Here is a 23134-nt window from a genome sequence, read left to right as displayed (position 1 = left end):
CGGGCAGCACGGGAAGGTCGGAGTCGGTAACGATGCAACACGGTAAATACCGGTTCATAGTCGGGTTCTTGGTGGTTCCGATGGCGTTGTACGTCATCTTCGTCATCTGGCCCTTCATCCAGTCCATCTACTACTCGTTCACGGACTGGACGGGTCTGAGCCCCGACTTCAAGATGGTCGGGTTCGACAACTACACCAAGATGCTCGACGACGACATCTTCTGGAAATCGCTGCAGCACAGTGTGCTGCTGGCCGTTCTGCTGCCGCTGGTGACGCTGGGCCTCGCACTCTTCTTCGCCTTCATGCTCAACGTGGGCGGGCGGCGCCGCAAGGGCGCCGCCATCGCCGGAGTACGGGGCTCGGGCTTCTACAAGATCGCGTACTTCTTCCCGCAGGTGCTCTCGATCGCCATCGTGGCCATCCTGTTCCAGTTCGCCTTCGACCCGGCCCAGGGCATGATCAACGGCACCCTCAAGGCCGTCGGCTTCGACGACGTGCCGACCTGGCTGGGCGACCCGGACCTGGCCCTGTGGGTCATCATGGCGGTCCTCGTCTGGTGCACGACCGGCTTCTTCGTGGTGCTGTTCTCCGCCGGCATGGCCTCCATCCCCAAGGACTTCTACGAAGCCGCCCTGCTGGACGGGGCGAGCCGCTTCACGACCTTCTTCCGGATCACGCTGCCCCTGCTGTGGGACACGGTCCAGTCCGGCTGGGTCTACATGGGCATCCTGGCGCTCGGCGCCGAGGGTTTCGCCATCGTCCACATCATGAGCGTCGGCCCCGGCGGGCCCGACTACTCGACCACCGTCCTGCCGCTGTACGTCTACCAGGCGGCGTTCCGTGACGGACAGGCGGGCTACGCGACCACGATCGGTGTCGCCCTGCTCCTCGTGACCCTGGCGTTCGCCGCCATCGTCATGCGGGTGGGCCGGCGCGAGCGGCTGGAGTTCTGATGAAGACCACTGACACCCCTCCCTCCGGGCCCCCGTCCGGCGCCGGCACGGCCGAGGTCCCGGTCCAGCGCTCCGCCCCGGTCTCCAAGGGCTCCTCGGGCCCCGTCAAGAGCAGCGAGGGCCACGTCCTCAACGTCTTCTCGCACGGGATGCTCGTCCTGTGGGCGATCATGGTCGTCCTGCCGCTGTTCTGGGCGGTGATGTCCTCGTTCAAGACCGACTCGGACATCTTCAACACCCCGTGGTCGCTGCCCAGTTCGCTGAACTTCGACAGTTGGGGCCGGGCCTGGAGCCAGGCCCACATGAGCGAGTACTTCCTGAACACCGTCCTGGTGGTGGGCGGTTCGCTCGTCGGCACCCTGGTGCTCGGCTCCATGGCCGCCTATGTGCTGGCCCGCTTCGAGTTCCCGGGCAACCGGTTCATCTACTTCCTGTTCGTCGGCGGCATGAGCTTCCCGATCATGCTGGCGCTGGTCCCGCTGTTCTACGTCATGGACAACATGGGGCTGCTGAACACGATCCACGGCCTGATCGCCGTGTACATCGCGTACTCGCTGCCCTTCACGGTGTTCTTCCTGACCTCGTTCTTCCGTACGCTGCCGACCTCGGTGGCGGAGGCGTCGATCATCGACGGGGCCTCGCACACCCGGACGTTCTTCCAGGTCATGCTGCCGATGGCCAAGCCCGGCCTGATCAGCGTGGGGATCTTCAACTTCCTGGGGCAGTGGAACCAGTACATGCTGCCGACGGTGCTGAACACCGACCCGGAGAAGCGGGTGCTGGCCCAGGGCCTGGTGGAGCTGGCCGCGAGCCAGGGCTACAAGGGCGACTACTCCGGCCTCTTCGCCGGCCTGGTGATCGCGATGCTGCCCGTGCTGGCGGCGTACATCGTCTTCCAGCGCCAGGTCGTCTCCGGCCTGACGGCGGGCGCCCTGAAGTAGCCCTCGTTCCACGTACGGCCCGGTGCCCCGGCGGAGTCCCTCCGCCGGGGCGCCGGGCCGTCGTCGGTGTGCCGGTGCTCAGGTCTTGACGGGAGGCACCCCCGAAAGGTCAGCTTAGGGTTCACATGTTGGAGGAAGCCGGGGTCTCGTCGCTGCGGCCCCGGCCGGGGCGGTCCTCACGGGCCGCCCGCCAAGGGCAGGAGTGGATGAGTCGATGGAGACTCCCGGGTCGCAGACATCGCTGCACAGGGCCAATCTGGAGCGGGTCGTGCGCGCCGTACGGATGGCGGGATCGCTCACCCAGGCGGAGATCGCCCGGAGCACCGGGCTCTCCGCGGCCACGGTCTCCAATATCGTCCGGGAGCTGAAGGACGGCGGAACGGTCGACGTCACGCCCACGTCCGCGGGCGGCAGGCGGGCGCGCAGCGTCTCCCTCAGCGGCGACGCGGGCATCGTCATCGGCGTCGACTTCGGCCATACGCACCTGCGCGTCGCCGTCGGCAACCTCGCCCACCAGGTGCTCGCCGAGGAGGCCGAGCCGCTGGACGTCGACGCCTCGTCCGCCGAGGGGTTCGACCGGGCCGAGGTGCTGGTCAAGCGGCTGATCGAGGCCACCGGCATCGGACCGGACAAGGTGATCGGGATCGGCCTCGGCGTGCCGGGCCCCATCGACGTCGAGTCCGGCACGCTGGGCTCCACCTCGATCCTGCCGGGCTGGACGGGCATCAACCCCAGCGAGGAGCTGTCCGGCCGCCTCGGCGTGCCCGTGTACGTCGACAACGACGCCAACCTCGGGGCGCTGGGGGAGCTGGTCTGGGGGAGCGGGCGGGGCGTCAAGGACCTCGCGTACATCAAGGTGGCCAGCGGCGTCGGCGCCGGCCTGGTGATCGACGGCACCATCTACCGGGGCCCCGGCGGCACCGCCGGCGAGATCGGGCACATCACGCTCGACGAGTCGGGCCCGGTCTGCCGGTGCGGCAACCGCGGCTGCCTGGAAACCTTCACCGCCGCGCGGTACGTCCTGCCGCTGCTCCAGCCCAGCCACGGCCCCGGGCTCACCATGGAGCGGGTCGTCCAGCTGGCCCGCGAGGGCGATCCGGGGTGCCGCCGGGTGATCGGCGACGTGGGCCGGCACATCGGCAGCGGCGTCGCCAACCTGTGCAATCTGCTCAACCCCAGCCGGGTGGTGCTCGGCGGCTCGCTGGCGGAGGCCGGGGAGCTGGTCCTGGGCCCCATACGGGACTCCGTGTCGCGGTACGCGATCCCCAGCGCCGCCCGGCAGTTGTCGGTTCTCCCCGGAGCGCTCGGCGGCCGGGCCGAGGTGTTGGGCGCGCTCGCCCTGGTGCTGAGCGAGATGGGGGATTCGACCCTTTTGGAGAGCACGCTCCCGATGGCGACTCCTGCCTTCACTTAGATAACGAATGGCACCGTTGTCATCTCGTTAAGGATTTACTCCTTGACGCTGACGCTGCGGCCGAGTTGACTTCCAGCCACCTCGGCCGCAACGTCGCGGCCTCGTCAGGGAGGTTCGAGAATGAACACGCGTATGCGTCGTGCCGCCGTCGCCGTTGCCGCCACCACCATGGCGATCTCGCTGGCCGCTTGCGGGAGCGCCAAGGAGTCCGGCGACAAGGCCGAAGGAGGCTCGGAGAAGAAGGGCGACGACCTGAAGATAGGTCTGCTCCTCCCCGAGAACCAGACGGCCCGCTACGAGAAGTTCGACCGGCCGATCATCGAGAAGAAGGTCGGCGAGCTCACCGGCGGCAAGGCGAAGGTCACCTACGCCAACGCCAAGCAGGACGCGAACACGCAGGCGCAGCAGGTCGACACCATGATCACCAACAAGGTCGACGCGCTCATCGTGGGCGCCGTGGACTCCAAGGCGATCGCCAACAGCGTCAAGAAGGCCAAGGACGCGGGCATTCCGGTCGTCGCCTTCGACCGCCTGGCCGAGGGCCCCATCGACGCCTACACCTCCTTCGACAACGAAGAGGTCGGCCGGGCGCAGGGCACCGCCCTGCTGGAGGCCCTGGGCGACAAGGCCGACGGCGGCACGATCGTGATGATGAACGGCGCGATCACCGACCCGAACGCCGCGCTCTTCAAGAAGGGCGCCAAGTCCGTCCTCGACGGCAAGGTGAAGTACGGCAAGGAGTACGACACCAAGGAGTGGAAGCCGGAGAACGCCAACGCCAACATGGAGGCGGCGATCACGGCTCTCGGCAAGGACAAGATCGACGGCGTCTACTCGGCCAACGACGGCATGGCGGGCGGCATCATCACCGCGCTCAAGGGCGCCGGCATCTCCCCGCTCCCGCCGGTCACCGGCCAGGACGCCGAGCTGGCGGGTGTTCAGCGCATCGTCTCCGGTGAGCAGTTCATGAGCGTCTACAAGTCCTACCCGGCCGAGGGCATCGTCGCCGCCGAGATGGCCGTCGCGCTCGCCAAGGGCGAGAAGCTCGACTCCATCGCCACCTCGAAGGTCGACAGCGCCACCACCAAGGGCATCCCGACGGTCCTCGTCCCGGTCGTCTCCCTGACCAAGGACAACATCAAGGACACCGTCGTCAAGGACGGCATCTGGACCCTGGACGAGATCTGCTCGGCCAAGTACAAGGCCGCCTGCGACAAGATCGGTCTGAAGTAGCCCCCGGGAGCAGCGCCCCGGAGGCCGGGCCCACCCCCGAGCGGCCCGGCCCCGCCCGCTCCACCGCCACCCGGTCCCCGCGCGGGGACCGGGCGGCCCACCGTCCGCGCGTGCGCCCGGTCCGCCGGCCCCGCACGCGCCACGAAGCCTGTCCGGCGCCCCGCACACCAACCGTCCCGCTACCGGGCGGGGCGCCGGACGGAACGCTTCCCCGCTTTTCGCGTATCCCTTCTGCTCGACACCGCCGCGCCTTCCCCCGGGCGCGGCATCCCCGCCGGTCAGGCGGCGAAGGAGATGGTTCATGTGTCCGCTACGCCCGTGCTGGCGTTGCGAGGGGTCTCCAAGCGCTTCGGTGCCGTCCAGGTACTCACCGATGTAGAGCTTGAGGTCCACGCCGGCGAGGTGGTCGCCCTGGTCGGCGACAACGGCGCCGGCAAGTCAACGCTGGTCAAGACGATCGCCGGAGTGCACCCCATCGATGACGGCGTCATCGAGTGGGAAGGCCGGACCGTGCAGATCAACAAGCCGCACGACTCCCAGAACCTCGGCGTCGCGACCGTCTACCAGGACCTCGCGCTGTGCGACAACATCGACGTCGTCGGCAACCTCTACCTCGGCCGTGAGCTGCGCCGGTTCGGCGTCCTGGACGAGGTGGAGATGGAGCGCCGCTCCCGGGAGCTGCTCTCCACGCTCTCCATCCGCATCCCGAGCGTCCGCATCCCGATCGCCTCGCTCTCCGGCGGCCAGCGCCAGACCGTGGCGATCGCCCGGTCGATGCTCGGCGAGCCCAAGCTCGTCATCCTCGACGAGCCGACCGCCGCCCTCGGCGTCGAGCAGACCGCCCAGGTCCTCGACCTCGTCGAGCGGCTGCGCGAGCGCGGCCACGCGGTCATCCTCATCAGCCACAACATGGCCGATGTGAAGGCCGTCGCGGACAAGGTCGCGGTGCTCCGGCTGGGCCGGAACAACGGGGTCTTCGACGTGAAGACCACCTCCCAGGAAGAGATCATCTCCGCCATCACGGGCGCCACGGACAACGCCGTGACCCGACGTGCGGCGCGCAACGCGGAGGTTTCCAAGTGACCACCGACAAGTCCGCCCCCTCGCTCGACAAGGGCGCAGCCCCGGCGGACGCCCCGCCGGTCGGCAACCCGGACGCGGCCGAGGGCGCCGCCACCGTCGTCGACCCCCGCCTGCTCATCCGCGAGCAGGGCTTCGCCGGGTACGTCACCGAGTTCAAGCGCAAGATCAGCGGCGGCGACCTGGGTTCCATCCCGGTCGTCATCGGCCTCGCGATCATCGCGATCGTCTTCCAGAGCCTGAACTCCGAATTCCTCTCCGCGAAGAACATCAGCGACATCGCCACCACGATGGTCGCCACCGGCATGATGGCCGTCGGCATCATCTTCGTCCTGCTGCTCGGCGAGATCGACCTCTCGGTCGGCTCCGTCTCCGGCGTCTCCGGCGCCCTCGTCGCGGTGCTCAGCGTCACCCAGGGCATGAACGAATGGCTGGCGATCCTCGTCGCCGTCGTCAGCGGCGCGGTGATCGGCGCGATCCACGGCTTCTTCTTCGCCCGGATCGGGGCCCCCGCCTTCGCCGTCACCCTGGCCGGCCTGCTGTTCTGGCTCGGCTTCATGCTCCAGCTGCTCGGCGACTCCGGCACGATCAACCTGGACGGCGAGGGCGTGGTCGGCAAGCTGACCACGTACTACTTCTCCGACGTCGCCGCCGCCTACGGGCTCGCCGCCGTCGCGGTCGTCGGCTACTTCGCCGCCGCCTTCCTGGACACCCGCCGCCGCGAGGCCGCCGGCATCCCGGCCCGGCCGCTGGCGGACATCGTCGTGCGCACCGCCGTCCTCGCGGTGTTCGCCTTCGCCGCCGCTTACATGTTCAACCAGTACCGCGGCCTGCCGCTCGCCCTGGTCCTCTTCCTGATCGTCCTGGTCGGCACGGACTTCCTGCTCCGCCGCACGGCCTACGGGCGGAAGATCTTCGCGCTCGGCGGCAGCGTCGAGGCGTCCCGCCGGGCCGGCATCAACGTCACCGCGATCCGGATCTCCGTCTTCTCCATCGCGGGGACCTTCGCGGCGATCGGCGGCCTGTTCTGGGCCTCCAAGATCGCGGCGGCCAACCAGGGCTCCGGCACCGGCGACCTCCTGATGAACGTCATCGCGGCGGCCGTCATCGGCGGCACCAGCCTCTTCGGCGGCCGGGGCCGCACCTGGAACGCCCTGCTGGGCGTCATGGTGATCGTCTCCATCCAGTACGGACTGTCGCTGGAGGGCATCGCCACGCCGATCCAGTACATGGTCACCGGCGCCGTGCTCCTGGCCACGGTGGTCATCGACTCCGTCACCCGGAAGACCCAGAAGACCGCGGGTCGCGCCTGACCGCACATCCGCGAAGGCGCCCGGTGCCCCCGAGGGGTCGCCGGGCGCCCGCGCGTGTCCGGGTATCGCTACGAACCGGACCGCCCGCTGCCCACTCCCGCGAGCGGAACATTAGACTCATCGGATCGGCACGCACGCTCGATCAGCTCAAACGCAAGGAGGCACGGGTGGATCTGCTGACCCGCATCAAGGGACCGCGCGACCTGGACCGGCTCAGCCTCGGTGAGCTGGACCGGCTCGCGGAGGAGATCCGCACCTTCCTGGTGGACGCGGTGTCCAAGACCGGCGGACACCTCGGGCCCAACCTGGGCGTGGTCGAGCTCACGATCGCCCTGCACCGCGTCTTCGAGTCGCCCAAGGACAAGGTCCTGTGGGACACCGGCCACCAGGCCTACGTGCACAAGCTGCTCACCGGCCGCCAGGACTTCTCCCGGCTCAAGAGCAAGGGCGGCCTCTCCGGCTACCCCTCCCGCGCCGAGTCCGACCACGACGTCATCGAGAACAGCCACGCCTCCGGCGTCCTCGGCTGGGCCGACGGCATGGCCAAGGCGAACGAGGTCCTGAAGAAGGACGACCACGTCGTCGCGGTCATCGGTGACGGGGCGCTCACCGGCGGTATGGCCTGGGAGGCGCTGAACAACATCGCCGCCGCCAAGGACCGCCCCCTCGTCATCGTCGTCAACGACAACGAGCGCTCCTACGCCCCGACCATCGGCGGCCTCGCCAACCACCTGGCCACGCTCCGTACGACCGACGGCTACGAGCGGTTCCTGGCCCGCGGCAAGGACCTCCTGGAGCGCACGCCGGTCGTCGGCCGCCCGTTGTACGACACCCTGCACGGCGCCAAGAAGGGCCTCAAGGACTTCATCGCCCCGCAGGGCATGTTCGAGGACCTCGGCCTGAAGTACGTCGGCCCCATCGACGGCCACGACATCGAGGCGCTGGAGTCCGCCCTCCACCGTGCCAAGCGCTTCGGCGGCCCGGTCATCGTGCACTGCCTCACCGAGAAGGGCCGCGGCTACACCCCGGCCCTGGAGGACGAGGCGGACCGCTTCCACGCGGTCGGCAAGATCCACCCGGACACCGGGCTGCCGATCTCCACCTCCGGCCTCGACTGGACCTCCGTCTTCGGCGAGGAGATGGTCAAGCTCGGCGAGGAGCGCGAGGACATCGTCGCGATCACCGCGGCCATGCTCCAGCCGGTCGGCCTCGGCAAGTTCGAGGCGGCCTTCCCCGACCGGATCTACGACGTCGGCATCGCCGAGCAGCACGGCGCGGTCTCCGCGGCCGGCCTCGCCACCGGCGGCCTCCACCCGGTCTTCGCGGTCTACGCCACCTTCCTCAACCGCGCCTTCGACCAGGTCCTGATGGACGTCGCCCTCCACAAGTGCGGGGTGACCTTCGTCCTGGACCGGGCCGGCATCACCGGCACGGACGGCGCCTCGCACAACGGCATGTGGGACATGTCGATCCTCCAGTGCGTGCCCGGCCTGCGGATCGCCGCCCCGCGCGACGCCGACCAGGTCCGCGCCCAGCTGCGCGAGGCCGTCGCCGTGGAGGACGCCCCCACCGTGGTCCGCTTCTCCAAGGGCGCGGTCGGCCCGGCCGTCAAGGCGGTCGGCAAGGTGGGCGGCATGGACGTCCTGCGCGAGCCGAAGGCCGACGCCCGGCCGGACGTGCTGGTCGTCTCGGTCGGGGCGCTCGCCCCGATGTGCCTGGAGATCGCCGATCTGCTGGACGCCCAGGGCATCTCCAGCACCGTCGTCGACCCCCGCTGGGTCAAGCCCGTCGACGAGGCGCTCGCCCCGCTCGCCGAGCGCCACCGGGTCGTCGTCACGGTCGAGGACAACAGCCGCGCCGGAGGCGTCGGATCCGCCGTCGCCCAGGCCCTGCGCGACGCCGGCGTCGACGTACCGCTGCGTGACTTCGGCATCCCGCCGGTCTTCCTGGACCACGCCTCGCGCGGCGAGGTCATGGCCGAGATCGGACTGACCGCGCCGGACATCGCCCGGCAGGTCACCGGCCTGGTGGCCAAGCTCGACGGCCGCTTCGAGAGCCGCGCCGTGGAGCCCGCGCGCGACTGACCCGCGCCCCCGCCCTGCGGTTCGTGCGGCCTGTGGGCCGGGAGGACCACCCCTGTACGGGTGGTTCTCCCGGCCCATTCGCATGAAACGAGCCGGATGGCGCGTTCACTTGTCGGACTTGTCCGAATCATGGCGTTCACAACGAATGCGTGGAGGTAACGCAGGTGAGCGCGCAGGTCACACCACCCCGCGGAAAAGGCTTGTTCCGCACGAAATCCGTCGAACGGTCGATCCAGGACACCGAGGAGCCGGAACACGGGCTGAAGAAGTCCCTCTCCGCCCTGGACCTGACGGTCTTCGGCGTCGGCGTCATCATCGGCACCGGCATCTTCGTCCTCACCGGCCAGGTCGCCAAGGAGACGGCGGGCCCCGCCACCGCGATCGCGTTCGTCGCGGCCGGCGTCGTCTGCGCCCTGGCCGCGCTCTGCTACGCCGAGTTCGCCTCCACCGTCCCGGTCGCCGGCTCCGCGTACACCTTCTCCTACGCCTCGCTGGGCGAGCTGGTGGCCTGGATCATCGGCTGGGACCTGGTGCTGGAGTTCGCACTGGGCACCGCGGTGGTCGCGGTCGGCTGGTCCGGCTACATCCGCTCCCTGCTGGACAACGCCGGCTGGGCGCTGCCCGACGTACTCTCGGGGACGGACGTGGCGGAAGGATTCGGCTTCGACGTCCTGGCCTTCGCCCTGGTGCTGGTCCTGACCGTCATCCTGGTCATCGGCATGAAGCTGTCCGCCCGCGTCACCACGGTCGTCGTGGCGATCAAGGTCGGCGTGGTCCTCATGGTGATCATCGCCGGCCTGTTCTTCATCAAGGCCGAGAACTACAGGCCCTTCATCCCGCCGGCCGAGAAGCAGGAGGCCGGGGGCGGCTGGGACGCCCCGCTGGTGCAGCTGATGTTCGGCTACGAACCCACCCACTTCGGCGTGATGGGCATCTTCACCGCCGCCTCCATCGTCTTCTTCGCCTTCATCGGCTTCGACGTGGTGGCCACCGCCGCCGAGGAGACCAAGCTGCCCCAGCGCGACATGCCGCGCGGCATCCTGGGCTCGCTCGTCATCTGCACGGTGCTCTACGTGGCGGTCTCGATCGTCGTCACCGGGATGCAGCACTACAGCGAACTGTCCGTGAGCGCCCCGCTCGCCGACGCCTTCAAGGCCACCGGGCACCCGTTCTACGCCGGTCTGATCAGCTTCGGCGCGGCGGTCGGCCTCACCACGGTCTGCATGATCCTGCTGCTGGGCCAGACCCGCGTCTTCTTCGCGATGAGCCGGGACGGGCTGCTGCCGCGGTTCTTCTCCAAGACCCACCCGCGCTTCCACACCCCGTACCGCCCGACGATCCTGCTCGGGGTGCTGATCGCGGTCATCGCCGGGTTCACCAGCATCGAGGAGCTGGCCACCCTGGTGAACATCGGCACGCTCTTCGCGTTCGTCGTCGTCGCCCTCGGCGTGCTGGTCCTGCGCCGTACCCGACCGGATCTGCCCCGCGCCTTCCGCACCCCGCTGGTGCCGCTGCTCCCGATCGTCTCGGTGGCCGCCTCGGTCTGGCTGATGCTGAACCTGCCGGTGGAGACCTGGGTGCGGTTCGGGGCCTGGATGGTGCTCGGGGGGGTCATCTACTTCGCCTACGGGCGCTCCCACAGCCGCATGGCCGGGGAGAACCGCCCTTAGCGGGCGCCACCGGGCCGGGCCTTCCGGTGGTCACCGCCCGCCGGGGTCCGGCGACCGTACCGTACGGGGCCCCACGCACCGGGCCCCGTAAGCCTCGACCCGCTGCCGCAGCCCGCGGTCGGCGGTGACGACGACGCACTCCCGGCCGGCCCCCTCACCGGCCGCCAGCTCGGCGATCAGGTCGTCGCCGCTGCCGGGGGCCGAATCCACCCGGACGCCGGGCACGGAGGCGACGCCCCGGGCGGCCCCTTCCACGACGAGCACCAGCTCCAGCGGGCCGGGCAGGCCCGGCAACCCCTCACCGGCGCGGCGGACCAGCGAGTCACGCAGCCGTTCGGCCGCCCCGCGCCGGTCCCGCCACCATCCGTCCGGCACGGAGCCGACCACGTTGGCCCCGTCCACGATCACCAGCGCCGCGCTCTCCTCGCTCATCCCGGCAGGGTGTCACGGGAAGGGCGGCGCGACGGGCCGTCAGCCCCCGGTGGCGGGGGACTTCTTCGCGTCCTCGGGGATGACGGCGTCCTCGCGGATCGCCTTCCACAGCCGGCCCGCCTGCGGCTCGGCCGCGACCACCCGGTTCTCGTCGATCTTGTCGTACGCCACCGGCAGCATGATCGTCTCCATCGAGGCCGGGTCGACGCCGTTCATCGAGCGGGCGAACTCCGCCAGCGAGGTGAGCGACGCCAGCTCCGAGTCGGTGGTGAGCGCCTTGGTGGCGGACTTGGCGATCTTGTACGAGTTCGTCGGACTGCCCAGCAGGTCCTGCGACTTGACCTCGCTCAGCAGGGCCATCAGGAACTGCTGCTGGAGCCCGATGCGGCCGAGGTCGCTGCCGTCGCCGATGCCGTGCCGGGTCCGTACGTACGCCAGGGACTCGGTGCCGTCCAGCTTCTGCGGGCCCGCGCTGAGGTGCAGCCCGGTCGACTTGTCGTCGATGTCCTGCGGCACGTCGACGGTGACACCGCCGATAGCGTCGACCAGGTCCTTGAACCCGGCGAAGTTGATCTCCAGGTAGTGGTCGATGCGGACGCCGGACATCTTCTCCACCGTCTTCACCACGCAGGCCGGACCGACCTGGGAGTAGACGGAGTTGAACATGACGCGCTCCTTGGAGGGCACCGTGGAACCGCCGTCCCCGACGCACTCGGGCCGGGGCACCAGCGTGTCGCGCGGGATGGAGACGGCGACCGCCTTCGTCCGGCCCTCGGGTATGTGCACCACCATCGCGGTGTCGGAGCGCGCGCCGCCGACGCTGCCGCCGCCGCCCAGCTCCTTGTTCTCCGCCCCGGCGCGCGAGTCCGAACCGAGGACCAGCAGGTTCTGCCCGCTGGTGGGCAGCTTCTCGGGGCGGTCCTCGCCGAGCGCCTTGTCGATGTCGACCGCCGTGATGTTCTGGTCGAGCCGGCTGTAGAGCCAGTAGGCCGTTCCGCCGCCGGCGAGCAGCAGGACGAGCAGGACGCCGAGCGTGATCTTGAGGCCGCGGCGGCGCTTGCGGGGCTGTGCCGAACGCCGGGCGGCGCGCCGGCCCGGGGGCATGACGTCGTTGCTCATCCTGATTCGAGTCCCTAGGTCTCGCGGCCCGGTGGAGGGCTGTGGCGGGTGGACTCGGGTGGGGGGAGGGGCCGGTCCGACATGGCTGGTGCGAGAACTATAGACAATCCATCGAGCAGGCGTGCGAGCTGCGAATGAGGTGTGCGATCGTACGTGGGTAGTACCGGCGGCCTCGCGAGAGCCTTCGCGCTGTAAAGACGTGCCCGAGGCTCGGCCGGCGGGCGAACGCTGTGTGAAGAAGTGCTGAACCTATGATGGGTTGACCCCTTCCCGAAGGGCGGGCCGTCGGACGGCCTTCCGAGACGGCCGAGAATCCAGAAGGCGACTTCACCTATGCCGGTCAGATCCGCACGATCCGCACGGAGCAGGCCCACCTTGCCGGGCGACTTCGAAAGCCGGAGCAGCCATCGCGCCGACGCCACGGTCGACGGGCGATGGCTGCTGCTCGGATCGGGCGGGCGGCTCGCGGCGTACGCGCGGAACCGGGAAGGCCTGCTCCGCTGGACGCAGGACCGGCCGGGCGGCTCCTCGTGGACGGGGCCCGACCTCTTCCCGCTGCGCGACCTGACGCACCTCTCCATCGCGCAGGGCGCCGACGGCTATGTGCACTTTCTGGCCCGCCGTGCGGTGCCGAAGCCGGACGGGCCCGCGGCGGTGGACCTGGTCCATGCCATCCAGTACCAGTCGGGTCGCCCGCTCACCGCGTGGCGCTCCCTCGGCAACCCGCACAAGGACCGGGACAAGGCCGAGCGGCTCGGTGTGCCGACCGGCGCGGTCGACGACGCGGGCACCCTCCACGTCCTGGTCCGCAACGCCGGGCGGGGCCTGATGCTGCGCCGGGAGGGCAAGGGCGGCAAGTGGGAGGCCTGGCGCGATCTGCAGGGCAGCATGTTCCAGGATGCGCCTGCCGTGATGGCGGCGGCCTCGGGGCGGATCGAGGTGCTGCTCCCGGGGGAGGAGGGCGCGGGCCGGTGGGTGCAGCCGGAACCGCACACGCTCCCGGAGCGTGCGGAGAACATCCCCGTGGCCATGGTGCCGGGCACTGCGGTGGCGCTGGAGACCGCCCCGGACCGGGCCACCTATTACTGGACCGATCCGGCGTCCGGCGGCATCGTCGCCCACCGCCCGGGCGGCTGGGTGATTCCGCTGGGCGGCGCCCCCACGGGGCCGGTCGCGGCCCTGCGCGCCACGCTGGACGACTACGACTGCACGGTCCTGGCGCACTGCGACCCCGACGGCAACGTGATGCTGGCGGCCTGCGGGACCGAGAACGAGGGCGCCGGCCTGTGGTGGTCTCCCACCGGTGAACGCGGCACGGGGACTCCGGGTCTGGCTCTGGACGCCTACGGCAGGGTGGTCATTGCCGCGCTCGCCCCCGACGGGGGTCTGTGGGTCGCCCGCCAGAACGACGAACCGGGGCTCGCCATGGGGCCGTCCGCCCGCGTCTGAGACACCCCCCGGTGCGCGGGCCGTGTGGCGCGGACGTGAACGCCGGGTCGAGCGGTGGACGCCTGCGCGGTGCGGGTGCGGCGGTCGGTTCACCTGTCTGTCCCGGTATTCCGCGGCGCGGCCTCGACCCCGTGTTGACATAGAACGCACGTACGGTGAAGATGTGCCTGTGCTGTGAAGGTTTATTTTTCATGTGAAAGTGGCCAGCTGTTTCCTCAGGGCGGGACGGAGTGGCGGAAACAGCTCGGGGGCGGCAGGGAGACGGTCTTCACGGCCGTTTCACGGGGGAGAACGAGGCACCATGGCTGGGCAGTGGCACCGGTTGGTTCTGGAGAGGCGCGAAGGGTGACCACTATTCCCGGCCCCGCCGCGTACGCGGCGAGGCGGACAGACGCGCCCGGACCGCCCGTCGGTATACCCGCGCAGCCGCACAGCGCGCCTCCGTCGGCCGCCACGGCCGACGACGTCTACCCGATGCGGGCGGTCACGCCGCTGGCGGCCCGGGAGGCCAACCGCTCCGCGGTCACCTCACTGCTGGACACGGCCGGCATCGCCCACTTCGCCGTACGCGGCACTTCCGACCACGGCACGGTCGTCGCCGTAGCGGAGGACGAGCGCGAACGGGTGCTCAACGTCCTCTTCCGGGGCCTCGGTCAGTACCCCGGACACCTCGGCGTCACCCGGCCCGACCAGGTCCGGCAGGCCCCGCCGCTCTCTTCCCGCGACGCCAGGGCCTGGCGCGACGTCAGGACGGCGGCTGCTCTCCAGGTGAGCTGGACCCGCTCCGACCCCGGCCGCCACCTTCTGCTCGGCCATGAGTACGGCTGCGCCGTCGAATTCTGGCGCCGCCAGGGCAGCCACCTCGTCGCGCCCCGGCCCAACCGCGTCACCTGGGCCGTGTCCGAGCACGGCCCCAACGTTCTCGGCGCCGCCCGTCTCTTCAGCCGGTTCATCTCCGACTGGACGGCGCCCGGCTCCACGCCTCTCCTGGCCACCCGCCCCGAGTTCCTGGTGGAGCTGGCCGACGAGATCACCTTCCCGGTGGATGCCGTCTACACCTGGGTCGACGGGAACGACCCCGCCTGGCAGAGGCGCAAGGCCTCGGCCAAGGGCGAGGTGTACCACGCGGAGTCCGCGAGCGACGCCCGCTTCATCAGCCGGGACGAGCTGCGCTACTCGGTGCGGTCCCTCCACCTCTTCGCGCCGTGGATACGCAACATCTACATAGCCACTGACGACCAGGTGCCTGCCTGGATGCGTGAGGACGTGCCGGGCATCCAGGTGGTCAGCCACCGCGAGATCTTCCGCGATCCGACGGACCTGCCGACCTTCAACTCGCACTCCATCGAGAGCCAGTTGCACCACATCGAGGGCCTGTCGGAGCACTTCCTGTACTTCAACGACGACATGTTCATCGGCCGCCCGGTGACGCCGTACTCCTTCTTCACCCCCAGTGGGGTCGCGCGCTACTTCCCCTCCCGCAACCGCATCCCGCAGGGGCCCGTCGTCGAGACCGACACACCGGTGGACGCGGCCTGCAAGAACAACAGGGCGCTCCTGCTCGAACGCTTCGGCAGGGTCATCACCCAGCCCATGGAACACATTCCCTACGCGTTGCGACGCAGCGCGATCGAGGAGGCCGAACGGGATTTCCCGCAGGCCTGGGCGCGTACCTCGGCCAGCAGGTTCCGCGCGATGACGGACCTGTCGCCCACCTCGTCCTTCGCGGTCTACTACGCGGCACTCACCGGCCGCGCCCAGCCGTCCTCCATGCCCTTCACCTACCTGCAGCTGGCCGTGCCCGATCTCGCCGACCGGCTGCAGAGACTCCTCGACGGGCGCAACCAGGACTCCTTCTGCCTCAACGACGCCTTCTCCACCCCGGAGGACATCGAGGCCCAGCAGGAACTGCTCGACGGCTTCCTCAACGGCTACTTCCCCACCCCCAGTCCCTACGAGCGATGAAACGGAGTTCATGACGTGGCCCGCCCACCCGCACTGAGCTCCGCCGCTCGGGTGTACCGCCGTATCGTCCCGCTGCCGGTGCGGTCCGTCGCTGCCAACCGTGTGACCCCCCGCGTCCGCCGGAAGGTCAAGCGGAGTCTGGTCCGCACCCTCGACCGGCGCGAGGCGCGCCTGCACCGGCGTGCCCTGCGGCGCATCCGCAGGTCCGACTTCCGGGGCGTCTCCGAGCGCCGGACCAAAGCCCCCGACGGCCGGATCGCCCACGTCCACAGCGGCCTTACCGCGGACCTCGCGAGACGCCTGGACCACGACCTGATCGCGCACGCCCTCGACCGGGCGGAGATCCCGTGGTTCGCCGTGCCCGCACTCGACGACCGGCGGATCTGCTTCGCCGTGGAGCAGCAGGACAAGGGGCAGATCCGCAGGGTCCTGCGGGCACTGCTGGAGGAACACACCGGCTACGTGGTCTCCGCCTCCCCGGCCAACAACGAGACCAGGACCGTCCCTGGCAGCCATATGAAGGCGTGGAAGCACTACGGCAAGGCCAAAGTGATCCGCATCACCTGGCTCCGCACCGATCCCACGCAGAATCTGTGGGTCGGCGACGACCAGGGCGTGGAGATCGAGTTCTGGACCGTCAACAACGCGCTGCCCGTCGAACGCCTCGTCGGGCCGCGCCCCAACCGTGTCCAGCGGGTGGTGCCCCGGGACGCTCCCGGCGTCGAGATCGGCATCGAACGGCTCTCGGGCTACTCGGACATCGACGGCGAGATGGACCCCACCGTCACGCTGGAGAACTTCGACATCCCGCGCCTGGAGGAGATCACCTTCCCCGTGGACGCGGTCATCCCCTGGCGGCACGACACCCCCTGGGGCGAGGAGCTGCTCCGCGCCGCACTGAGGTCTCTGCACCAGTACGCCCCCTGGGTGGACGTGGTGCACATTCTGGAGCAGGCCCCGGTCCCCCACTGGCTGAGGTCGGCCGACCACCTCTCCGTGATCCAGGCGGGGCCGGACGCCGAGATGTGGCTGCACCAGCTGCCCGACCTCTCGGACCGGTTCCTCCTGATGCGCCCCGGCGCCCTGTTCGGGCGGCCGGTGCGCCCCTTCGACTACTTCAGCCCGCACGGCGGAACCCGGCCGCGCCGCGGGCCGTGGACGGCCGAGGAATCTTTCGCCCCCTGGACGGCCACGGCCCACGCCGCCACCGGACGGGCGACCGGTCACGGCTACGCGCCGGGCCCCCAGCCCTACACCCGCTCCGCCCTCGTCGGTCTGGCCGCCTCCGGGTACGCCCCGGAGCAGACCCCCGACGCGCAGCTGGTGCCCGTCCTGCCGCTCACCCACCCCGCGGACGGCCTGACGCACCACTTCGCCCGCACGGCGGGGCTCGCCGACCCCGCGGGGGAGGCGACCGTCGCGCTCCACGCGGCGCTTCCGGGCATCCGACGCCACCTGGACCGGCTCCTGGTGCGCCGGGACATCCAGCAGATGCAGCTGTCCGGGCTCGGCGCCGAAGTTTCCCTGAGCCGTGGCGGCACCGACGCCGTCATCTCCTTTCTGCACCGTTACTTCCCCGTCGCGAGCCCGTTCGAGCTCGATCCGGGACCATCAGAGGACCCGGACGAGCGCACGTGAGCATGGGCAATCCCGAAGCGTCCGCCGCGGTCGGGGTATACCGCACCCTCGTACCGACCTCCCTCAGACGCCGTGTGGCACGCCGGGTACCGATCCGGCTCCGCGCGGCCCTCAAGGGAGCGCTGCGGCGTACGCACCACCTCACCGCGGTCGTCCGTGCCGTCCGCGCGGCCCGCGCGCGGCGTCGCTGGCCCCAGCTGTTCGGCGGACAGGAGCGGCTGGCGGTACTCCCCGCCCACGGCGCGCAGATAGCGCTCGTACGCTCCACCGTGTCCCCGCTCGGCCTGCGCGAGGCCAATCTGGAACTGGTCGTCTCCTTCCTGGAGGCGGCCGGTATCGACTACTTCGCGATCCGTGGGCAATCCGACTTCCGTTCCGTCCTGGCCGTCGCCGCACACGACCGGGCACGCGTCGTCGACCTGCTGGACCGTACCCGGAGCACCGGACCCGTCTACGCCGTCGCGTGCCGGGGGGAGGCGGCCAGGGGCCGGCCCGCCCTGTGCGGATCGTCCCGGGCGCGCAGGATCGCCGGCGAGGCCGCAGTCCTGCGCCTCGGCATGGTGTGGAGCGACCCGGGCAACAGCCTGGTGCTGGGGCTGGAGTACGGCTGCGACCTGGAGTTCTGGGAGAAGGACGAGGACGGCCGTCTGATCGCCCCCCGCCCCAACCGCGTCACCGAGGACGTCTCGCCGGCCGAGGGGCGGGTCAGCGCGCCCGTCAGCAGGCTCACCGGGTTCGCCGCCCTGCACACGCGCCGGACCCGTTCGGTGCGGACCATCGCCGCTTGCGCCGAGCCGCTTCCCGAGGACGTGCGCTTCCCCATCGACGTCGTCTACACCTGGGTGGACGGCTCCGACCAGGAGTGGCGGCGCCGCCGAGAGGCGTTCGGCGACCGTGGTTACCACGCGGAGGCTGCCAACGCGGCGCGCTACATCAGCCGGGATGAACTGCGCTATTCCCTGCGGGCGTTGGAGCAGAACGCGCCGTGGGTCCGCCATGTCTACCTGGTGACCGACCGGCAGCGGCCGCACTGGCTCAACCTCCGCAGCCCCCGGATCACCGTCGTCGACCACTCCGAACTCTTCGCGGACCCCGCGGCGCTGCCGACCTTCAACTCGCACGCGATCGAGAGTCAGCTCCACCACATCGACGGGCTGTCCGAGCACTTCCTGTACTTCAACGACGACATGTTCCTCGGCTGCCCCGTCACCCCGCGCGACTTCTTCCTGTCCAACGGGATGACCCGGACGTTCCTGTCGCCCTCCCAGGTGCCGCGCTGGGAACTCAGCGGCGGCGACCGCCCGGTGGACGCGGCGGGAAAGAACAACCGCAGGCTCCTCCTGGAGAACTTCGGCTCCGCCATCGTGCAGAAGCTGCGACACGCCCCGTACGCCCTGCGGCGCAGCGTGCTGTACGAGATCGAGCACGAGTTCGCCGAAGCCCACCGAGGGACCACCTACAGCCGCTTCCGCAGCCCCACGGACATCTCCATCCCGTCCTCGCTGTACCACTACTACGCGTACTTCACGGCGCGCGCGGTGCCCTCGGAGATCAGCTTCGCCTACCTGGACCTGGCGAAGCCCGAGATCGCGCGTCGGCTGGGCATTCTGCTGGCCCGACGCGACCGGCAGGCGTTCTGCATCAACGACACCTTGTCGGACACCTTCGACGTCGGACGGCAGGCGGCCATGCTCAGCGACTTCCTCCAGGCCTACTACCCCGTCCCCAGTCCCTTCGAGCGGAAGGACGCCGACGTCCGATGAAGATCTCCTTCCTGATCAACAACATCTACGGCATCGGCGGCACCAACCGAACCGTCATCAACCTGGCCGAGGCGCTGGCGGTGCGCCACGAGGTGGAGATCGTCTCCGTCTTCCGCCGCCTGACCGCCCCCAAGTTCGAGATCTCGCCCCGCATCAGGGTGCGCGCCCTGGTCGACCTGCGCCCCGGCGCCGCCGACCGCGCCGCCCCGGGGTCCGACGAGCCGAGCGAAGTGGTTCCGCGCCAGGAGGAGTTCTACGCCCAGTACAACCGGTTCACCGACCGGCGGATCATCGACGACCTGGCAGCGACCGATGCCGACGTCGTCATCGGCACCCGGCCCAGCCTCAACCTCTTCGTGGCCGCGTACACCCGCGACTCCGCCCTCCGCGTCGCCCAGGAGCACATGACGCATCTGGCGATCCCGCCTGCGGTGCGTGCCGAGATGGCCCGGGTGTATCCGCGCCTGGACGCCGTCACCACGGTCACGGAGGCCGACGCCCGCTCCTTCCTCGCCAACACCCCGGTGCCCGGCCTCCCCGTGGTCGGCATCCCCAACAGCGTGCCGCGGCCGGTCGTCCCCCCGGCGGACGGCACCAGCAAGGTCGTGGTCAGCGCCGGCCGCATGCACCACATCAAGCGGTACGACCTGCTGATCCGCGCCTTCGGCATGATCGCCGACGAGTTCCCCGACTGGCAGCTGCGCATCTACGGTGACGGGGGCGAGGCGGCGAAACTGCGCGGACTGGTGACCGAACTCGGCCTGACGGGCCGGGCCCTGCTGATGGGCGGCTTCTCGCCGATCGAGTCGGAGTGGGTCAAGGGCTCGATCGCCGCCGTCACTTCCAGCGCGGAGTCCTTCGGCATGACGCTCGTGGAAGCCATGCGCTGCGGTCTGCCCGTCGTCTCGACGGACTGCCCGGTGGGGCCGCGGGAGATCCTCCGGGACGGCGAGGACGGCCTCCTCGTCCCCACCGGGGACGCCTCCGCGATCGCCTCGGGGCTGCGTCTGCTCATGGCCGACGGCGACCTGCGCCGAGCCATGGGGGAGGCCGCGCTGCGCAACTCCGCACGCTACGACCCGGACGTGGTCGCCGCTCGCTACGTCGAACTCTTCGAGGACGCGGCCCGCCGTCGCGCCTCCGCCGACCGCGACTACCGTCGGCCCGCTGCGCCGCGCGCGAGCGGGCCGGAGCGGTGGACCGTTCCGCCGGTCTCCATGAGGGCGGCCACGGTCGACGTCACGACCGACGAAGCGGGCCGGCTGAGGTTCGCCGTACAAGGGCCGCACGAGGACAAGCACCGCTGGCAGTTCGTGCTGCGACACGGCACCGCCGGCGCCGCGGCCCTGCCGGACATGGAACTGCCGACCGTCCGTACCCAGCAGGACAACGGCGGCACGCTCTACAGCGCGGAGCTTCCGGCCTCGGCCCTCGACGCCCTGGGGGACGGCCGTTGGAAGGTGACCATGCGCTCGGCCAGGTCGGAGAACGTCCATATGAAGGCGGGCATCCGGGACACCCGCTCCCTGATCGACGCCCGTGCCCGGCTCGTGGCCTGGCCCACGAGCGCTCCGATCGGCTGGAACCTCCCGTACGCGCAGCCGAACGGCAAACTGATGCTGCGCACGGTAATGCGCCGGGAGCACGTCGAGTGCACCTCCATCGACCTGCACGAGTCCGGGATCACCGTCACCGGGGTGCTGTGCGGAGAACGGGAGATCAGGCCGGGTGCGCGCTTCGTCGTCAGCCGGCGTGGTCAGCACATGGTCAACCACACCGTTCCGGTCGAGGTCCTGAGCAGCAGGGCCTTCCGGGTGGAGGTGCCTGTCCGGTACGTCGTCGACCACCGCCTGGAGCGCTGGGAGGACTGGGACTGGTGGCTGCAGCCGTACCCCGATCAGTGGAAGAAGACCCGTGTGTGCCGGGTGCTCGAAGACTTTCCCGACGTCAAGAGCGCCTACCCCTACCCGCCCGTGCCGTTGGCGGGGGTTGAACAGTCGGATTACGTCATGGTCCATCCGGCCCGACCGGTATGGGTGCGCCCCTACTGCTCGGTGTCCGGAGGCATGGCGATGAACGTGGTGGACCGATGAACCGAGTGAGACCTTCCCTTCTGCACATCGTCGCGCACCAGGACGACGATCTGTACTTCATGAACCCCGACCTGGTCCGTTCGCTTCAGGAAGGACACGCGATCACGACCGTGGTGGTGACCGCGGGCGAGGGGGACGGCCTCAACGTCGACACCAACGATCCGCAGCGCCGGGCCCAGCAGCCGGACTTCATCGGCTACAGCACCGCGCGCGGCTGCGGTCTGCGTTCCGCCTACGCGCGCATGGCGACCGGGGACCGCACCAGTCCGTGGCGCCGGGAGCCGGTACAGCTGGCGCCCGGCTTCGTCGTGGAACGCTTCACCCTGCTGGCACGCGACACCGTGCGCATGTACTTCTGCCAACTGCACATGGGAGCCCCCGTCATGGGCGGCGAGCGCACCCGCGTACACCAGTTGTGGGAGGGCGCCATCCGGTCGCAGGCCACGCTGCCGGAGCGGGGCTCCACGATCGACGAGGTGCAGCACGTCTCCCGCGAACAGCTGATCGTCGGCCTGACCGCCCTGCTCGACGAGGTCCGCCCGACGGTGGCGCGGGTGATGGACCCCGACCCCGAGCACGACGGCGGCAAGGACGGATTCGTCATGTCCGACCACGTCGACCACACCTCCGTCACCCAGTTCGCCCTCGCCGCACTGCAGCGTCACCGGGACGCGGGGCACGCGCCCGTCGTCGAGCACTACCGCGCGTACGCCAACCGCTTCTGGGGCTACAACCTGGACCCGGTAGCCATGGCCGAGAAGGCCGAATACCTCGCCACGTACGCCGGCCTGGACGCCACACACTGCCCCCAGGGGACCTGCGAGCGGTGCGGCGACCGGCAGTTGGGCCCCAACCCCTACCGCAGCACGCACATGATGAGCAGTGCTTACCGCTACTCGCCCCCCGCCAACTGGTTGCGGCCGGGGCCCGGCGACAGGCTGAACGCCTTCGCGGTCCTGGGCGGACGGCTCGCCTTCTGGACGGAGACGGGCCCCGCCTCCGGCGTGTGGCGCGGCCCCTTCGTACTCGGCGACGGTTGGATCGCGCCCACCGTCGCGGTGACGGGGACGCCGGGCGGGCCGGCCGAACTGGTGGGACTGCGAAGGAACATGGTGGCCGGAGGCGCGGTCACCGTGGACATCGTCCACACGGTGCAGGACCCCGACGGCAACGGCTTCGCCGGCTGGCAGTCCCTGGAGAACCCGGACTGGACGCACGGCGACGGGCGCCGTCAGCGGGAGCTCGGAGTGCCCTCGGCCGCCGTCGACGGCGAGGGGCGGCTCCATGTCTTCGCCCGGAACTTCGCCCAGGGCATCAGCATGCGCCGCAGGAACGAGAGCGGCGTGTGGGAGCCCTGGGAGAACCTCGGCGGCTCCTTCCTGCAGGACGCCGGCATCGCCGTGACCACCGAGCAGGGCACGGTGGAGCTGTACGTCCCCGGCAAGGAAACGGTGAGCCGCTGGCACCAGACCTTCCTGGGCGGCCCCTTCGTCCAGGACACCACGCTCAAGACCGGCAGGGTCGCGACCGGCGGCGTCAACGCGGTGGACTCGGGCGGCGGCCGTACCTGCCTCTACTACCGGCAGGCCGCGACCCAGCAGGTCATGGCCTACCGGCAGCATGAGAACGGCAGCTGGCCCGGCGGCGGCGCGAGTCTCGGCACCAGCGGCGGCACGGGGGCCGTGGCGGCCCTGTGGGCCCCCGAGCGGGGCGCACGGGAGGCGTTCCTGGCCCACCGCAGCTCCGGAGGGAGACTCGCCGTCTCCTTCCCGGCCCCCGACCGGAACGTCTCCGGCACCCACTGGCGTGAGTCGGGCGAGATGTTCACCCACGCCCCGGCCATGGCGTACGACGCCGCGGGAGCCGTCGTCGTGGCGGTCGTCGGCACCGACGGCCGCCTGTGTCTGCGGCGACAGCTGTCGCCGGTGGTGGGCAGCGCGCTCGGCCCCGCCTTCCACGCGGAACAGTCCTGAACGGCGTGGGGGCG

General features: G+C 70.3%; 16 protein-coding genes. 14 read left to right on the top strand and 2 right to left on the bottom strand.

What is annotated here, in order from left to right:
• Nucleotides 1-32: 32 nt before the first annotated feature.
• From AMK24_RS09870 to AMK24_RS09835, 8 genes are all read left to right on the top strand, one after another.
• Nucleotides 33-953 carry a carbohydrate ABC transporter permease gene (locus AMK24_RS09870; protein ID WP_073767183.1) on the top strand — a complete coding sequence of 307 codons (921 nt, stop codon included), beginning with the start codon at nt 33-35 and terminating at the stop codon, nt 951-953.
• Nucleotides 953-1894: a carbohydrate ABC transporter permease gene (locus AMK24_RS09865; protein WP_073767181.1), complete on the top strand. Its 942-nt coding sequence runs from the start codon at nt 953-955 to the stop codon at nt 1892-1894. Before AMK24_RS09870 ends, AMK24_RS09865 begins: the two co-directional genes overlap by 1 nt.
• Before the next feature lie 214 nt (nt 1895-2108).
• Entirely contained in the window at nt 2109-3308 is a 1200-nt protein-coding gene (locus AMK24_RS09860) for an ROK family transcriptional regulator (RefSeq protein WP_073767179.1), read from the top strand.
• Nucleotides 3309-3428: 120 nt separating this feature from the next.
• The gene (locus AMK24_RS09855) at nt 3429-4541 is read left to right on the top strand and encodes a sugar ABC transporter substrate-binding protein (RefSeq protein WP_073767177.1); all 1113 of its coding nucleotides are present in this window, start codon (nt 3429-3431) and stop codon (nt 4539-4541) included.
• A 294-nt stretch (nt 4542-4835) separates the two neighbouring features.
• Entirely contained in the window at nt 4836-5624 is a 789-nt protein-coding gene (locus AMK24_RS09850) for an ATP-binding cassette domain-containing protein (protein WP_073767175.1), read from the top strand.
• Nucleotides 5621-6934, top strand: coding sequence for a sugar ABC transporter permease (locus AMK24_RS09845; RefSeq protein WP_073767172.1), 1314 nt, complete (start codon nt 5621-5623; stop codon nt 6932-6934). The genes AMK24_RS09850 and AMK24_RS09845 overlap by 4 nt, the downstream gene beginning before the upstream one ends.
• Nucleotides 6935-7101: 167 nt before the next feature.
• On the top strand, nt 7102-9018 hold the full coding sequence (gene dxs / locus AMK24_RS09840) for a 1-deoxy-D-xylulose-5-phosphate synthase (protein ID WP_073767170.1): 1917 nt from the start codon (nt 7102-7104) through the stop codon (nt 9016-9018).
• A 200-nt stretch (nt 9019-9218) separates the two neighbouring features.
• A complete protein-coding gene (locus AMK24_RS09835; protein WP_073767168.1) occupies nt 9219-10688 on the top strand; it encodes an amino acid permease in 1470 nt (489 codons plus the stop codon).
• Between the two features lie 30 nt (nt 10689-10718).
• Here AMK24_RS09835 and AMK24_RS09830 read toward each other — a convergent pair whose 3' ends face one another.
• Both AMK24_RS09830 and AMK24_RS09825 read right to left on the bottom strand, forming a co-directional pair.
• Nucleotides 10719-11120, bottom strand: a complete 402-nt coding sequence (locus tag AMK24_RS09830) for an NTP pyrophosphohydrolase (protein ID WP_073767166.1) — start codon at nt 11118-11120, stop codon at nt 10719-10721.
• 39 nt (nt 11121-11159) lie between these two features.
• Nucleotides 11160-12239, bottom strand: a complete 1080-nt coding sequence (locus tag AMK24_RS09825; protein WP_073767164.1) for an LCP family protein — start codon at nt 12237-12239, stop codon at nt 11160-11162.
• Between the two features lie 333 nt (nt 12240-12572).
• Between AMK24_RS09825 and AMK24_RS09820 the strand changes: the two genes are divergently transcribed.
• The 6 genes from AMK24_RS09820 to AMK24_RS09795 all read left to right on the top strand — a co-directional run bounded on the left by AMK24_RS09820 (nt 12573) and on the right by AMK24_RS09795 (nt 23120).
• Complete coding sequence (locus AMK24_RS09820) at nt 12573-13688, top strand: hypothetical protein (protein WP_073767162.1); 1116 nt, start codon at nt 12573-12575, stop codon at nt 13686-13688.
• 474 nt (nt 13689-14162) lie between these two features.
• Entirely contained in the window at nt 14163-15653 is a 1491-nt protein-coding gene (locus AMK24_RS09815) for a stealth family protein (RefSeq protein ID WP_073767160.1), read from the top strand.
• 15 nt (nt 15654-15668) lie between these two features.
• Nucleotides 15669-17291 (top strand): sugar phosphotransferase, encoded by a 1623-nt coding sequence (locus tag AMK24_RS09810; protein WP_073767158.1) that lies wholly within the window; start codon nt 15669-15671, stop codon nt 17289-17291.
• Nucleotides 17288-19054, top strand: coding sequence for a stealth family protein (locus tag AMK24_RS09805; RefSeq protein WP_073767156.1), 1767 nt, complete (start codon nt 17288-17290; stop codon nt 19052-19054). Before AMK24_RS09810 ends, AMK24_RS09805 begins: the two co-directional genes overlap by 4 nt.
• Entirely contained in the window at nt 19051-21147 is a 2097-nt protein-coding gene (locus tag AMK24_RS09800; protein ID WP_073767154.1) for a glycosyltransferase family 4 protein, read from the top strand. Before AMK24_RS09805 ends, AMK24_RS09800 begins: the two co-directional genes overlap by 4 nt.
• Nucleotides 21144-23120, top strand: a complete 1977-nt coding sequence (locus AMK24_RS09795) for a PIG-L family deacetylase (RefSeq protein WP_073767152.1) — start codon at nt 21144-21146, stop codon at nt 23118-23120. The genes AMK24_RS09800 and AMK24_RS09795 overlap by 4 nt, the downstream gene beginning before the upstream one ends.
• The last annotated feature ends 14 nt before the right edge of the window (nt 23121-23134 follow it).

Source organism: Streptomyces sp. CB02366 (assembly GCF_001905905.1).
Taxonomy (GTDB): domain Bacteria; phylum Actinomycetota; class Actinomycetes; order Streptomycetales; family Streptomycetaceae; genus Streptomyces.
The sequence above is the reverse complement of the archived record's forward strand: the minus strand, read 5'-3'. Positions and strand labels throughout refer to the sequence as shown.

Coding starts and splice junctions, on each gene's coding strand:
- AMK24_RS09815 (WP_073767160.1), top strand. CDS start 14,163: ATGCGGGCGGTCACGCCGCTGGCGGCCCGGGAGGCCAACCGCTCCGCG.
- AMK24_RS09860 (WP_073767179.1), top strand. CDS start 2,109: ATGGAGACTCCCGGGTCGCAGACATCGCTGCACAGGGCCAATCTGGAG.
- AMK24_RS09855 (WP_073767177.1), top strand. CDS start 3,429: ATGAACACGCGTATGCGTCGTGCCGCCGTCGCCGTTGCCGCCACCACC.
- AMK24_RS09795 (WP_073767152.1), top strand. CDS start 21,144: ATGAACCGAGTGAGACCTTCCCTTCTGCACATCGTCGCGCACCAGGAC.
- AMK24_RS09820 (WP_073767162.1), top strand. CDS start 12,573: ATGCCGGTCAGATCCGCACGATCCGCACGGAGCAGGCCCACCTTGCCG.
- AMK24_RS09825 (WP_073767164.1), bottom strand. CDS start 12,239: ATGAGCAACGACGTCATGCCCCCGGGCCGGCGCGCCGCCCGGCGTTCG.
- AMK24_RS09800 (WP_073767154.1), top strand. CDS start 19,051: ATGAAGATCTCCTTCCTGATCAACAACATCTACGGCATCGGCGGCACC.
- AMK24_RS09850 (WP_073767175.1), top strand. CDS start 4,836: ATGGTTCATGTGTCCGCTACGCCCGTGCTGGCGTTGCGAGGGGTCTCC.
- AMK24_RS09865 (WP_073767181.1), top strand. CDS start 953: ATGAAGACCACTGACACCCCTCCCTCCGGGCCCCCGTCCGGCGCCGGC.
- AMK24_RS09830 (WP_073767166.1), bottom strand. CDS start 11,120: ATGAGCGAGGAGAGCGCGGCGCTGGTGATCGTGGACGGGGCCAACGTG.
- AMK24_RS09870 (WP_073767183.1), top strand. CDS start 33: ATGCAACACGGTAAATACCGGTTCATAGTCGGGTTCTTGGTGGTTCCG.